The 14294-nt window shown below is 55.7% G+C and carries 11 protein-coding genes; 8 read left to right on the forward strand and 3 right to left on the reverse strand.

Features of this window, described 5'->3' with window-relative positions; genetic code table 11:
* Positions 1-12: 12 nt before the first annotated feature.
* From rpsK to E4T21_RS02025, 5 genes are all read left to right on the forward strand, one after another.
* Complete coding sequence (gene rpsK / locus E4T21_RS02005) at positions 13-399, forward strand: 30S ribosomal protein S11 (protein ID WP_013331014.1); 387 nt, start codon at positions 13-15, stop codon at positions 397-399.
* 12 nt (positions 400-411) lie between these two features.
* A complete protein-coding gene (gene rpsD / locus E4T21_RS02010; protein ID WP_149283045.1) occupies positions 412-1032 on the forward strand; it encodes a 30S ribosomal protein S4 in 621 nt (206 codons plus the stop codon).
* 80 nt (positions 1033-1112) lie between these two features.
* A complete protein-coding gene (locus tag E4T21_RS02015; RefSeq protein ID WP_149283047.1) occupies positions 1113-2111 on the forward strand; it encodes a DNA-directed RNA polymerase subunit alpha in 999 nt (332 codons plus the stop codon).
* A 40-nt stretch (positions 2112-2151) separates the two neighbouring features.
* Positions 2152-2538: a 50S ribosomal protein L17 gene (gene rplQ / locus E4T21_RS02020; RefSeq protein WP_149283049.1), complete on the forward strand. Its 387-nt coding sequence runs from the start codon at positions 2152-2154 to the stop codon at positions 2536-2538.
* A 425-nt stretch (positions 2539-2963) separates the two neighbouring features.
* Positions 2964-3185: a hypothetical protein gene (locus tag E4T21_RS02025; protein ID WP_149283051.1), complete on the forward strand. Its 222-nt coding sequence runs from the start codon at positions 2964-2966 to the stop codon at positions 3183-3185.
* 236 nt (positions 3186-3421) lie between these two features.
* Here the strand turns inward: E4T21_RS02025 and E4T21_RS02030 are convergent, their stop codons facing one another.
* The 3 genes from E4T21_RS02030 to uvrA all read right to left on the reverse strand — a co-directional run bounded on the left by E4T21_RS02030 (position 3422) and on the right by uvrA (position 10755).
* Complete coding sequence (locus E4T21_RS02030; RefSeq protein ID WP_149283053.1) at positions 3422-4381, reverse strand: FAD:protein FMN transferase; 960 nt, start codon at positions 4379-4381, stop codon at positions 3422-3424.
* Between the two features lie 61 nt (positions 4382-4442).
* The gene (locus tag E4T21_RS02035) at positions 4443-7220 is read right to left on the reverse strand and encodes a flavocytochrome c (protein WP_149283055.1); all 2778 of its coding nucleotides are present in this window, start codon (positions 7218-7220) and stop codon (positions 4443-4445) included.
* Positions 7221-7854: 634 nt separating this feature from the next.
* Positions 7855-10755: an excinuclease ABC subunit UvrA gene (gene uvrA / locus E4T21_RS02040; protein WP_149283057.1), complete on the reverse strand. Its 2901-nt coding sequence runs from the start codon at positions 10753-10755 to the stop codon at positions 7855-7857.
* Between the two features lie 174 nt (positions 10756-10929).
* Here uvrA and E4T21_RS02045 point away from each other — a divergent pair, with 174 nt between their 5' ends.
* The 3 genes from E4T21_RS02045 (at position 10930) to E4T21_RS02055 (ending at position 14255) form a co-directional block, all read left to right on the forward strand.
* On the forward strand, positions 10930-12315 hold the full coding sequence (locus tag E4T21_RS02045; RefSeq protein WP_149283059.1) for an MFS transporter: 1386 nt from the start codon (positions 10930-10932) through the stop codon (positions 12313-12315).
* Between the two features lie 203 nt (positions 12316-12518).
* Positions 12519-13181 carry a single-stranded DNA-binding protein gene (gene ssb / locus E4T21_RS02050; protein WP_149283061.1) on the forward strand — a complete coding sequence of 221 codons (663 nt, stop codon included), beginning with the start codon at positions 12519-12521 and terminating at the stop codon, positions 13179-13181.
* Positions 13182-13283: 102 nt separating this feature from the next.
* On the forward strand, positions 13284-14255 hold the full coding sequence (locus E4T21_RS02055; protein ID WP_149283063.1) for a LacI family DNA-binding transcriptional regulator: 972 nt from the start codon (positions 13284-13286) through the stop codon (positions 14253-14255).
* The last annotated feature ends 39 nt before the right edge of the window (positions 14256-14294 follow it).

A 14294-nucleotide genomic window follows, 5' to 3' on the forward strand; every position in this document is an offset into this window, starting at 1 on the left:
ACAGACATCAACATGGCTAACCCGCGTAGCAACCGTAAAAAGGTTAAAAAGCAGGTGGTGGATGCGGTAGCGCATATCCATGCCTCTTTTAACAACACGATCATTACGATCACAGACCGCCAGGGCAACGCTCTTTCTTGGGCGACTGCCGGTGGTTCGGGTTTTCGTGGTTCTCGCAAGAGCACCCCGTTCGCGGCTCAAGTGGCAAGCGAGCGTGCAGCGACTGCTGCAGCCGAGTATGGTGTGAAAAACGTAGACGTGCTGGTCAAGGGCCCCGGTCCTGGCCGTGAATCCGCCGTGCGCGCACTGAACGCCGCCGGTTTCCGCGTGCAAAGCATCACCGACGCGACGCCCATTCCCCATAATGGCTGCCGTCCGCCGAAGAAACGCCGCGTTTAAGGAGACAGATTCATGGCTCGTTATATTGGACCGAAGTGCAAACTGTCTCGTCGTGAAGGTACCGACCTCTTCCTCAAGAGCGGTGTCACTCCCTTCGAGAAAAAGTGCAAATCCGAACAGATTCCGGGTGTGCACGGCCAGCGCCGTCAGCGTCTTTCCGACTACGGCTTGCAGCTTCGTGAGAAGCAAAAAGTGCGTCGCATCTACGGCGTGCTGGAAAAGCAGTTCCGCAACTACTACAAGGAAGCTGCCCGTCTGAAGGGTGCGACCGGTGAGTTGTTGCTGCAACTGCTTGAATCCCGACTGGACAACGTCGTCTACCGCATGGGCTTTGGCTCAACTCGTTCCGAGGCGCGTCAGCTGGTCAGTCACAAGGCGATTGCCGTCAATGGCAAGACCGTCAATGTGGCGTCCTACCAGGTCAAGCCCGGCGACGTGGTGTCTGTCCGTGAGAAGGCCAAGAACCAGGCGCGCATCCAAAGCGCTCTGGCGATCGCTGCCAACCGTGGCGAAGTGACCTGGATCGAGATTGATGCCAAGAAGATGGAAGGCACCTTCAAGGCGCTGCCTGAGCGTGGTGACCTGTCTGCCGACATCAACGAACAACTGATCGTCGAGCTGTACTCGAAGTAAGCGGCTAGCCCGTGCCGCCCTCCTTCAGGAGGGCGGTGGTTATTACCGAGTATCCGTTTGGCAGCCTGAAAGGTGTTCATATGCAGCGTTCAGTGACAGAGTTTCTCCGTCCTCGTGACATCAAGGTCGAAGAGATTAGCGCACATCACGCAAAGATCGTGCTTGAGCCGTTCGAGCGTGGCTTCGGCCATACCCTCGGCAACGCTCTGCGTCGTATCCTGCTTTCTTCCATGCCAGGCTGTGCCGTGGTGGAAGCCGAAATTGCAGGCGTGGACCACGAGTACAGTGCGATCGAAGGCGTACAGGAAGATGTCATCGAAATCCTCCTGAACCTCAAGGATGTGGCGGTCAAGATGCACAGCCGCGATGAGGCGGTGCTCTCGCTGAACAAGCAGGGCCCCGCCGTCGTCACTGCGGGAGATATCGCCGTCGATCATGACGTCGAGATCGTTAATCCTGCGCATGTCATCGCACACATCAATGAAGGCGCCGAGCTGAAAATGCAGCTCAAGGTGGCCCGTGGTCGTGGCTATGAGCCTGCGGATGTCCGCAGCGAAGCCGAAGATGAATCACGTGCCATCGGTCGCCTGCAACTGGATGCGACCTTCAGCCCTGTGCGTCGCGTTTCCTATGCTGTCGAGGCCGCTCGTGTAGAGCAACGAACTAACCTCGACAAGCTGGTCATTGACCTGGAAACCGATGGCACCCTGGATCCGGAAGAGGCCATTCGTCGTAGTGCGACCATTCTGCAAGAGCAGCTGGCCGCCTTCGTCGACTTGGAAGCTGACAAGGAACAGGAAGTGGTGGAGGAAGAGGATCATATCGATCCCATCCTGTTGCGCCCTGTAGACGATCTCGAGTTGACCGTCCGTAGTGCCAACTGCCTCAAGGCCGAGAATATTTACTACATCGGTGATCTGATTCAGCGCACAGAAGTTGAGCTGTTGAAGACCCCGAATCTCGGCAAGAAGTCCTTGAATGAAATCAAGGATGTGTTGGCAGCACGTGGTCTGTCCCTCGGCATGCGGCTTGAAAATTGGCCGCCGGCTAGCCTGAAGGACGACAAGGCCACGGCCTGAAAGGTCGGCTCGAGTCCCAGTTTGGTAAGGAATCACAACCATGCGTCATCGTAAGAGTGGTCGTCACCTGAATCGCACGAGCTCGCATCGTCAGGCCATGTTCAAGAACATGAGCGTGTCACTGATCGAGCACGAAGTGATCAAGACAACCCTGCCCAAGGCCAAGGAGCTGCGTCGTCATATCGAGCCGCTCATCACTCTGGCCAAGCAGGACAGCGTCGCCAATCGTCGTCTGGCCTTCAGCCGTACTCGCTCTAAAGAAGCGGTCGGCAAGCTCTTCAACGAGCTGGGTCCGCGTTATGCCAATCGCCCGGGCGGTTACGTCCGTGTGTTGAAGTGCGGTTTCCGTACTGGCGACAACGCCCCCATGGCCTACGTCGAATTGGTTGATCGTCCCGTCGTGGAAGAGGCTGCTGCCGAGGAGTAATCACTCCCCGTGCAATGACTCTTGCTCGACGCAAAACCGGCTCCTTCAGGGAGCCGGTTTTTTTTGAGGAAAATTTGGCTGCTTTCTAGCGCAGAAGAAAAAAATAATGGTGGGTGGGCCGGGTCTAGCTGTTCAGGTTATCGCCTGAAGCACCTCTATGTGTAGGCGTATTCCTAAATGGCTGAGGGTGTTTCTGATAGAGCCGTGCATGGATCGACGTAGTGTTTTTTCGCAGGTAAAACTCGATTGCCTTTGTTTGTAATGAAGGATGGTTGAAACCCGATAGCCTCATCCTGACATGAAACTTCGTCTCGAACTGATGTTTCAATACACGATATTTCAAGATGCAAGGGCTCAGGATGAAGGAGCTGGAAGGTTTTCGATCGCACTCTCGAAATAAATGACGTTCTCTAAAGGAGAAAGCAATGAAAATCCAAATGATCCCAGCTGTTCTGGCAGTATCACTCCTGGCCGCTGGTAGCGCTTATGCCGGTATGGATTCCGCTGTGCTCGAAGAGCATATGCAGGCGATCTCGAAGCGTGCAGATGAAGCCAGTGATCAAGGCCGGGTAGCGGCTTTGGAGCAGCAAGTAAAAGAACTTGAAGAGCTCCTGCGTAAAACCATGGAAGAATCTTCTGAAAATTAATACTGCATGCTAGTCAGATAAGGCTCCTTTGGTCAGGGCTGCATTCCGTAGCCCTGACGGGGCCGGCTAAATGAACGGTGCCTTGCCGGTCCGGTGTCGCGCTTGGCAAGGGCTCTAGCGAGTAGATATAACGGATTTCACCACAGCGAATTTAGCGCTTTAACGGAGTGATCCTGACATGTCATACATTATCTTGCCGTTGGCAGCGGAATAGCTGGAAGAGTATTACTGGTGGATCAGCGCTGGTGGAAGCCATGGTCCAGCAAGGTAAAACGGAAGTGGTGCTGTGACGAACAGATCACCTGCTTATCGCGAGTGATGAAGATGGCCTCGATATCAGGGAGGTCTGACAGATAATCGATGCTCTTCTTCATTCCCATTCCGTAAAATAATGTGGTGTAGATGTCGCCATCAATCGAGCGTTCGGAAATGATGGTGACACTGAGTAGCTCGTTATCCAACGGATAGCCGGTGTTTGCATCCAGTATGTGGTGGTATATCTGGCCGTCCTGCTCAAGAAAGCGTTCATAAATGCCGGATGTCACCACTGATCTGTTGGTGACTTCAATGATGCCAACCAATTCATCCGAAGCAGCAAACGGTTTTCTCAGGCCAATTAACCAGCCTGTTGCGCCAGGAGGTTTCCCCAGTGTCTGTACATTGCCTCCGAGGTTGATCAGTGCGTTGCTGACCCCTTTTTGACGCAGAAAGGCCTGCACACAATCAGCAATATAGCCTTTGGCGATAGCGCCAAGGTCAATTTCCATCCCGGTTTTGGCCAGGAACACTGTCTGTGCGATGTCATCCAGCAACACGTCATGTGGATTGCAAAGGGAGAGTCGTGACTGTAATTCCTCTTCAGACGGCACTCTATTGCCATGAAAACCGATTTTCCAGCACTTCACCAGTGGCCCGATGGTCAGGTTGAAGAGGCTACCCGGTAACAAGCTGACGGATTTTGCGATACGAACAAGCTCAAGAACCGACGGGTTGACTCTGACAGGGCGCACACCGGCAGCAAGGCTGATATTCATGACTTCAGAAGGCGAGCGATTTGCCGTCAACAGGTTTTCCTGATGCTTTATCAAGCGGAAAACCTGCCTGGCCAGCGCATCATTGTGCTCGAAGAGTTTGAGTAGAATAGGCGACCCCATCAGCACAGCGGAATAAGCGTAGACTTGCTGTTCTTTAGGCATGTTCGCCTCTGCTCGTGATCGGGAAAGGCGGCCCACACATTATCGTAGGGCCGCTCCTGGTTCAGCGTTTGGCGAACGCCGCAGCGTTACGTCCCGCCAGGATGCCAAAGATGATGATGTCGGCGACCGCATTGCCGCCGATGCGGTTGGCACCGTGAATGCCTCCAACCACTTCACCCGCCGCCCAGGCACCGTTGATGACCTGCTGCTGACTGTCCAGAACTGCAGTATCAGTGTTTATGGTGACGCCACCCATGGTGTGATGTACGCCGGGCGCAATACGAATCGCGTGAAAAGGGCCTTCATTCAACGGGTGACGTAGTGCGGTGGTCCTCCCAAAATCGTCGTCTTGCTGCTTGGTGACAAACTGGTTGTAGCGATTCATTGTTGCTGCCAGTGCCGACTGGTCCATATTGAGCTTGACCGCCAGCTCATGAACCGTCGGCGCGCTAATGACAAGCCCTTTGGCCATATATTCATCAGTGGCTTTGTTGTTCTGGCGAACCTGTTCATCAAAGATTATCCACGCACTTTTTTCAGGCAACGCGATGATCTGTGCTGATACCTTGTCCCGAGTTTCCATTTCGTTGAAGAACCGCTGACCAGACTGACTCACCAAAATCGCGCCACCGCCACGAATGGATTCCGAGATCAGGTATGAGGTGGTTTGCTCAACGGTCGGATGGATTTGGATTTCGCTCATGTCGACGGTATCTGCACCGATTTCCTGCAGCATGGTAATGCCACTGCCGGTCGCGCCTTTATGATTGGTCGTGACAAAGCCGTCCAGCTCAGGACGATATTCAACTACCATCTCCCGGTTGGCACTGAACCCACCGGTCGCAACAATCACGCTTCTGGCGTTGAGGATGCGGGCATCGTTGTATTCATCGACCACCTCTACACCTGTTACAACACCATCCTCATACAGAATTTTCGATACTGCGGTTTCCAGCAACACCTCGATATTGCGTCTGTTGATGTTCTTGACCAAACCGCTGATCAGAAAGCCGCCTACTGCAGAACGGTCAGCTGGACGATGCGTGCGATCGAGACTCATGCCGCCGGTAATCGTGATGTCACTCAGTTCGATATCATGATTTTCCAACCAGTCGATTGCCTCCGGTGCCAGTTCGACAAACTCACGCAACAGAGCCGGGTTGTTCTTGAATTTTCCACCTCTCAAAGTTTCTTCATAAAACAGCTCCTTGCTGTCTTCAATGCCCTTCTGTCTCTGGAAGCGGGTTTCCGCCGCGTTCATGCCCACAGAGGCCTTGATGGTATTGCCACCAATGGTTGGCATTTTTTCGATGATCACCACTCGAGCACCGTCATCATGTGCCTGAATGGCGGCTGCCAGTCCTGCTCCGCCGCTACCGATAATTACCACATCGAAGTCCTGTGGTGCCGCAGGATTACCTCCTTCTTCAATTACATGCTCTTTGCTTGAGGTGGTCATGGCACGAGATACTGCCTTCTTCAGCGCCTCACTTTGAGTGGTTGCGCCGCTTATCGCGTCGACGTGGGGGCTATTGGCCACCAGCATTCTCGTGCGAAGACTTTCGAAGGTGGTGGTGAAGTCAACATCGAGTGTGTCATCAGGAACCAGTGAAATATCAGTGATACGATCGGTATCCAGGGTGACATTTATTTTCAGCTTCAATGCTTCAGCTTCGACTTTTTCCTGGTATACGCCTGCCTTGTATTTGCGGCCAGTATCGCTTATGTCACGAATCATCGCGTCAACCAGTGAGAAGCGCCACAGTGGCTCAGGAATATGCAGTGCCTCGCGCTGGGTGCTGTCGATGTACAGCTCCAGCTTGTCGGCATTGATGATACGGTCAGCCCAATCCGGGTAGGCGATACAGGCTTTACCGATCGCCACCAGATCGTAACCATGCTCCAGCGCTGACTCGGCGTCCTTCTTGTTAACCACTCCGCCCACACCCATCACCGGGATTTTCGCCAGCGTTTCAGAGCGCTGCTCACAGAACTTGGTGACCAAAGGGGTTGGGTCGCTAGTATCGACCATGGAAGAGCGCAATAATTGACCGACAGAAAAATGGACGTAATCAAGACCACGCGCTGCCAATTTCTCCAGCAGATACATCGTGTCATCGAAGCGGATGCCCGGCACTTCGATCTCTTCGGGAGAAAAGCGATAACCGATGATGAAGCCCTCATGGGCAAAGCGCTCGGCCATCTTGTGGGTGATTTCCAATACTTCCAGCGGGAAGCGTGCGCGGTTATCTCGACTACCGCCCCATTTGTCATCACGCTGATTGGAGTTTGGTGAGTAAAACTGTTGAATCAGATAGGTATTGGCGCCATGAATTTCAACGCCATCGAATCCGGCTTTAATCGCACGGTTCACGGCATCACCAAATTTGGTGATCATCACATCAACATCTTCAGCGGTTAACGCCTGCGGCTGTGTCGCACCTTCACGCGGTGCTGCGATGGCACTTGGCGCGACAGGTGTCTTTCCTCCAATCAACTCCGGCTCCACCATACGGCCACCGTGATAGATCTGAAGGATCGCTCGTGATCCTTCAGATTTGATGGCGTCTGCAATTCTTTTCAGGCCTGGGATCTTGTTGTCACTATCAATCGCGATAGCGCCAGGAAATGCTGGTCCTTTGGGGTCAATGAAGCAGCATTCCACGATGACCGTACCAATGGACCCTGCGCGGGATCGGTAATATTCCACCAGGTCGCTGGTAACAGTGCCGTCATGAAAGCCGGCGCAGGTTGTCATCGGTGCCATCACGAGACGATTTTTCAGAACGGCACCGCCTGGCAGTGTAAGAGAATTCAGAATGGGGGTGAGCTTGTTCACTGATGATCAACTCCAGAATTAAAAGCTTTGGCTGCCCCGGTGGATACTTTCTCAAATTTGATCAAGTGGTCCGATTGCATGCGGTTGCTTTGAACGTTTCTCTATCTGAAATGGCCAGTGGTTTTATTTATTTGGCTTTTATGGTGTCAGGAGTGATTTTTAAGATGGTGTTGATGGGCTTCAGTCGTTGTTGTCATGAGCTGAGGGCAATTGAAGCCGTGAGAGCAGGTCGGGCGGTCTCTACGTATGAACGGTGTTCACGTCGTTGCCCGAGCAAATATCCCTTATCGAAAGCTGGCTCCATTATTTGACGATTTGACCTTGCCCGGTGTTGTCCTGTCTCAAGCTTATGCTTGTCTGGCAGCCAGTTCCCGATGACAGTAGGGGATATGCCTATCTGGAGGTACCCAGGAATAATCCATGCCGATCTTCGAGGTGAGTGTTGGGGGGCTGTTTGGAAGGGGTTGTTTGGGCGGGATTTTGTGGCAGTGGTTGGTGGCTCTGGTGGGAACCTAGGGCCCGGAGCCATCAAGGACGGCTTCTGGCCCGCGAGGTGGTTATGAGCGCTGTATTTCCGACTTCCAGCCCCCATCAATGACAAGAACATCGTCATTGATGGGGGCTGGCATTTCCATCAGGCGGTCGCCTTTTCCTTGCCGCCTTTCCCTGTCTTGCGATTGCCTCTGGCTTCGGTATCTGTGCGATTGGTCTGGCGTCCGAGCAGTGGCTTGAGGAAGCGTCCTGTATGTGAGATATCCATGTCCGCGACTTGCTCCGGAGTGCCTTCGGCGATGATCTGGCCGCCACCTGAGCCACCTTCCGGGCCCAGATCGATGATCCAGTCTGCCGTCTTGATCACATCAAGGTTGTGCTCGATGACGACGATGGTGTTGCCATGGTCGCGCAGGCGGTGCAGCACGGTAAGCAATTGGCGAATATCTTCGAAGTGCAGGCCGGTGGTGGGTTCGTCGAGGATGTACAGTGTCTTGCCGGTATCGCGCTTGGCAAGTTCGCGAGCGAGCTTGACGCGCTGGGCTTCACCTCCGGAGAGGGTAGTTGCGCTTTGCCCCAGGCGAATATAGGTCAGGCCCACATCGGTAAGTGTCTGCAGGCGGCGGGCGATGGCGGGCACAGGGCTGAAGAATTCCAGCGCTTCCTCGACCGTCATCTCCAGCACTTCGTCGATAGTCTTGCCTTTGTACTGGATCTCCAGGGTCTCGCGGTTATAGCGCTTGCCCTTGCACACATCGCAGGGAACATAGATGTCGGGCAGGAAGTGCATCTCGACTTTGATCATGCCTTCGCCCTGACAGGCTTCGCAGCGCCCTCCCTTGACGTTGAACGAGAAGCGACCGGGCTTGTAGCCCCTTGAGCGTGCCTCCTGAGTACCGGCGAACAGCTCGCGAATCGGCGTGAATATTCCGGTGTAGGTGGCCGGGTTCGAGCGTGGAGTACGGCCGATAGGGCTCTGGTCGATATCGATGACCTTGTCGAGCTGATCCAGGCCCTCGATGTCGGTATAGGGAGAGGGTGTCAGGGTTGTGGCGCGGTTCAGCTCTCGGGCGGCAATCGGCATCAGGGTCGTGTTGATCAGCGTCGACTTGCCTGAGCCCGAGACGCCGGTCACGCATATCAGCAGCCCCAGGGGGAGTTCGAGGGTGACGTTCTGCAGGTTGTTGCCGGTGGCGCCGACCAGGCGCAGTACCTTCTCGGGGTTGCCCGGAATCCGCCAAGGCGGCACGTCAATGGCTCTGGCACCTGACAAGTACTGACCCGTCAGAGAACGCTTGTTGGCCATGATCTGCTCGGGTGTGCCCTCGGCAACGATCTCGCCGCCATGCACGCCTGCGCCGGGGCCAATGTCCAGGACGTGGTCGGCTGCGCGGATAGCGTCTTCGTCATGCTCGACAACAATCACGGTGTTACCCAGGTCGCGCAGATGCTCTAGCGTCTTGAGCAGGCGGTCGTTGTCACGTTGGTGCAGGCCAATGGAAGGTTCATCGAGAATGTACATGACGCCGACCAGGCCTGCGCCGATCTGGCTGGCCAAACGAATGCGCTGCGCTTCGCCTCCTGACAATGTTTCGGCACTGCGTTCCAGCGTCAGGTAATCGAGACCCACATTGACCAGGAATTCCAGGCGCGCAGAAATTTCATTGAGGATCTTTACAGCGATCTCACCCTTCCGCCCTGGTAATACCAGATTGCCGAAGTAATGTTGAGCGTCGCCGATAGGCAGGCGCACTACGTCCGGGAGTGTGGTGTCATCCACATAGACGTGGCGGGATTCCTTACGCAAGCGGGAACCTTCACAGGTCTTGCAGGGCTGCACGGCGATATAGCGAGCCAGCTCTTCGCGAACCGTGCTGGATTCTGTTTCGCGATAGCGACGACGAAGGTTGGGCAGCACGCCTTCGAAGGGATGCTCGCGGGTCACCTTCTTGCCGCGGTCGTTGACATAGGTGAACGAAACTTCATCTTTGCCGCTACCGTGGAGAATGATTTCCTGTTCATGACGGGCAAGCTCTTGCCACGGCGTCTCCAGGGTGAAGCGATAGTGGTCGGCCACAGCCTGCAGTTGATTGAAGTAATAGACACTGCGTCGGTCCCAGCCTTTGATCACTCCTTCTGCCACGGAGAGCTCCGGGTGACTGATCAGCTTGTCGGGATCGAAGAACTGCTCCACGCCCAGCCCGTCACATGTGGAGCAGGCTCCTGCCGGGTTGTTGAACGAGAACATGCGAGGCTCGAGCTCGGCAATCGAGTAGCCACATACCGGGCAAGCGAAACGCGCTGAAAAAGCGACGTCGTCGTGCTCACCATCCATGAAGTGAATGGTAGCGGTGCCATCCGCAAGGCCGAGAGCCGTCTCGAAGGATTCTGCCAGGCGCTGGGCCAGGCCATCACGGACCTTGATACGATCCACGACGACGCTGATGTCGTGCTTGCGGTTCTTGTCCAACGGTTTGACGTCATCCAGTTCCAGCACCTGGCCATCGATCATGGCGCGTACGAAACCCTGGGCACGCAGTTCGGCCATCAATTGCAGGTGCTCACCCTTGCGCCCACTGACGACAGGGGCCAGTAGCATCAACCTGCTGCCTTCGGGCAGTGCCATGACCTGATCGACCATCTGTGACACGGTCTGGGCTTCGAGGTCTTCACCATGGTCCGGGCATCGTGGCGTACCGGCACGGGCGAACAGCAGCCGCAGGTAGTCGTAGATTTCGGTGATGGTGCCGACCGTGGAGCGTGGGTTGTGGGATGTGGATTTCTGTTCGATGGAGATAGCAGGCGACAAGCCCTCGATATGATCCACATCGGGCTTTTCCATCATCGACAGGAACTGGCGTGCATAGGTGGAGAGCGATTCCACGTAACGCCGTTGGCCCTCTGCATAGAGCGTATCGAAGGCCAGGGAAGACTTGCCGGAGCCAGACAGACCTGTGACGACAATCAGCTTGTCCCGAGGGAGCTCGACGTCGATCTGCTTGAGGTTATGGGTGCGCGCACCCCTGACCAGAATCTTGTCCATTGCTACCTCGCGGCCGCGGGAAAAAGATCAATTATAGGGGGTCAAGCGGTGCTGCGGCAAAGTAAAGGACGCCTGATTCAAGGTGACTCGGCATTTCACGGCTGGGTACGAAAACGGTAGAATGCGCGCTTCGTCTCCGGGCTTCATGTCCTCTTTTCAAACACCAGGTTTTTTATGTCCAAGGCACTGCTTCTAGCCACCGAGCGGCGGGCCATTGTCGGCTTGGCCGGCCTTTACGCCACGCGCATGCTCGGCTTGTTTATGGTGTTACCCGTACTGGCACTCAATGCAGATCACTATGCTGGTGCGACCCCGCTGCTGGTGGGGCTGGCACTAGGTATCTATGGTCTGACCCAGGCCGTATTGCAAATTCCTTTCGGATTGCTGTCCGACCGCATCGGGCGCAAGCCGATCATTGCCGGCGGTCTGCTGCTGTTTCTGCTGGGCAGCATTGTGGCTGCGCAAGCCGACTCCATTGCAGCACTGATTCTAGGACGCAGCCTCCAAGGAAGTGGTGCTGTGGCTGCTGCCATCATGGCGTTGCTGGCCGATCAGACCCGGGAGCAGGTACGAACTGCCGCCATGGCTACCATCGGTCTATCCATCGGCGTTGCCTTTGGTGTAGCCATGGTACTTGGTCCATTTGTCAGTACCCACTTTGGTCTTTCCGGAGTGTTCTGGTTGACGGCAGGGCTTGCGGCACTTGGTCTGTTGGTTCTCTGGAAGCTGGTGCCTCGGGCTCCACAGCGCCGTGGCCACCAGGATGTCGGTATGGATCGCAGCCAGCTCAAAAGCATTCTCGGACGATTTGACCTATGGCGCCTGGATGCTTCCATTTTTGGACTGCACCTGATCCTGATGGCAATCTTCACCGCAGTCCCTTTTCGATTGATCAATGTTGGCATTGATGAGGCACATCATGGCCTGGTCTATCTCGGTGTGATGGGGCTGTCTTTCATTGCCATGGTGCCGCTGGTAATTGTTGCCGAGAAGCGGCGCAAGATGAAACTGATGTGTCTGGGAGCCATTGCCGTCATTACTCTTAGCCTGATAGGGCTGGGGCTGGCCAGCTCTGGGCTGGTGGCTCTCATGGCCTGGTTGTTTGCCTTTTTCACGGCTTTCAACCTGCTGGAGGCGACGCTGCCGTCATTGATCAGCAAGATGGCACCTGCCGGGGCCAAGGGCACCGCTATGGGCATCTATTCCACCAGCCAGTTCATGGGAGCCTTTTTAGGCGGCGTAATGGGTGGCTGGTTATCCCAGCAATATGGACTGACAGCAGTATTCATTGGTGCAGCCGTATTCGGGTTAGGCTGGTTCCTGCTGATGCTCGGCATGACACCACCAAGACATCTTTCCAGTGAAGTGGTGGCGCTGGGGCCAGAGCAGCAAGGTGATACTCTTGATAGTTTGATGGAGCGCTTTGCGGCAGTGGCTGGTGTTGAAGATGTGATGGTCGTGCCAGAAGAGCACACGGTTTATCTCAAGGTGGACCGTGCCAGGCTTGATCATGAAGCTTTAGCACGCTTGACCGGGAACCAGGAAGGTCATGCAGCCTGACTCAGGTTGATTCGATAGTGCATGAATGTCCTGCATGTCATGTTGCTCTTGTCTTACAGCCAATGCTGATACGCTGATGACTGCGGCGTGATATCGGGATCTCGCGTATAGTATCGGGATCAACTTTCGCATTGAATTTTCGCATTGAATTTTTAAGGGCTCGCATAGCCCTGGTTTGCATAGCCCAAGTAAAGGAGTCAACCATGGCCCGTGGCATCAACAAGGTCATCCTCATCGGTAACCTCGGTCAGGATCCTGAGGTCCGTTTCACTCCGTCCGGTACCGCGGTGGCCAACCTCAACCTGGCGACGACCGATAACTGGATGGATCGCCAGAGCGGGCAGCGTCAGGAGCGGACCGAGTGGCACCGTGTGGTGCTGTTCAACAAGCTGGCTGAAATCGCCCAGCAATACGTCAAGAAGGGCGCCAAACTGTATATCGAAGGCCGCCTGCAGACTCGCAAGTGGCAGGACCAGAATGGCCAGGATCGTTACTCCACCGAGATCGTTGCCAACGACATGCAGATGCTCGATGGGCGTGGTGATGGTGGCCAACAGGCTGGTGGATTCGGCGGTGGCCAGCAAGGAGGTTATGGAGCTCAGCAGGGTGGCGGCTTTGGCGGTGGCCAACAGGCGGCTTATGGCGCAGCTGCGCCTCAGCAGGCCCCGGCCCCACAGCAGCAGTCCAACTTCGCCGGCCAGCAGAGCGGCGGTTTCAGTGGCCAACAAGGTGGCGGTTATGGTGGCGGCCAGCCGGCACAACAGCCCCAGCAGCCTCAGCAGCCCAGTTCAGGCGGCCAGAAGGGCGGTTTCGGTGCTCCGGATCCCGGCAGCTTCGATGATTTTGATGACGAGATCCCGTTCTAAGGCCAAGCGCCTGTCTACCTGCCTGTGCGTCGAGAAGCCCCTGTTTTGCAGGGGCTTCTTGCGATGGCTCGCCATTGAGACCTTCGCCATTGAGACACCAGTATGACCCGAGACTCTCGCAAGTCCTCCACCATCCACGAAATTGCCCGTCGTGCGGGTGTGTCGATCGCTTCTGTGAGCCGCGCACTGAACGGCAAGCCAGGGATCGGTGAAGCGTTGCGCGAGCGCATTCTCAAGATAAGCCGTGAACTGGAGTATCGGCCAAGCGCCGCAGCACGGGCGCTGATCAGCGGCAAGGCTGCTGTGGTGGGGATTTCTCTTGGACGCCAGGAAATTGAGCTGCGCCCCTACTACATCTTGCTTTACCAGCACCTGACTCTTGCACTGCATCAGCATGGCCGGGTGCCGATGTTCTTTGCCCATGATCAGTTCGAGACCCTGTCCGAGCAGGCCGGCTCAGCGATTCTTCTAGGGGAGTCTCCCGATGACACCCGGGCCCGCATCCTTACGGAAAAAAGCATTCCCTGGGTGCGTGTGGGGAGTGCCGGGGAAGGGTTCTCCCTGGCGCCGGATGATCGATATGGTATCGAGCTGGCAACGCGTTACCTGATCGACAAAGGGCGCCGACGCCTGGTGTTTCTTGGTAGTGAGCTGGAATTGCCGTACTGTCGTCATCGTCTGGCAGGATATCAGCAGGTCATGCAGGATGCGGGACTGGCTGAGCGTAGCATCAGTCTGCCTTTCACCATTGAGTCTGCACTGGATGCCTATCGTGAGTTGGCCCGGCACCTGAAGCGATACGGGCTGGATTTCGATGGCCTGGTATGTGAAACGGATGAGCTGGCTCTTGGGGCAGTGGCGGCGCTCGAGGATCATGGCATCGTCGTCCCTGACCAGGTTGCAGTGACCGGCTTCGATGACTTGCCCGCCCTGGCAGGGTCACTGACCACAGTACGCCAGGATATCGCCCTGTTGGCCAGAGAAGCGGTAGCGCTGTTGGTGGAGGCGCTGGCAGGGGAGCCTCCGCGCCATATGATGATTCCGGTCGAGCTGGTTCCACGGGAGACAGGCTGATTGCTGAAGCTGCCATGAGGTATTGGTGACAAGCGAGGT

This window comes from Halomonas binhaiensis, assembly GCF_008329985.2.
Lineage (GTDB): Bacteria > Pseudomonadota > Gammaproteobacteria > Pseudomonadales > Halomonadaceae > Halomonas > Halomonas binhaiensis.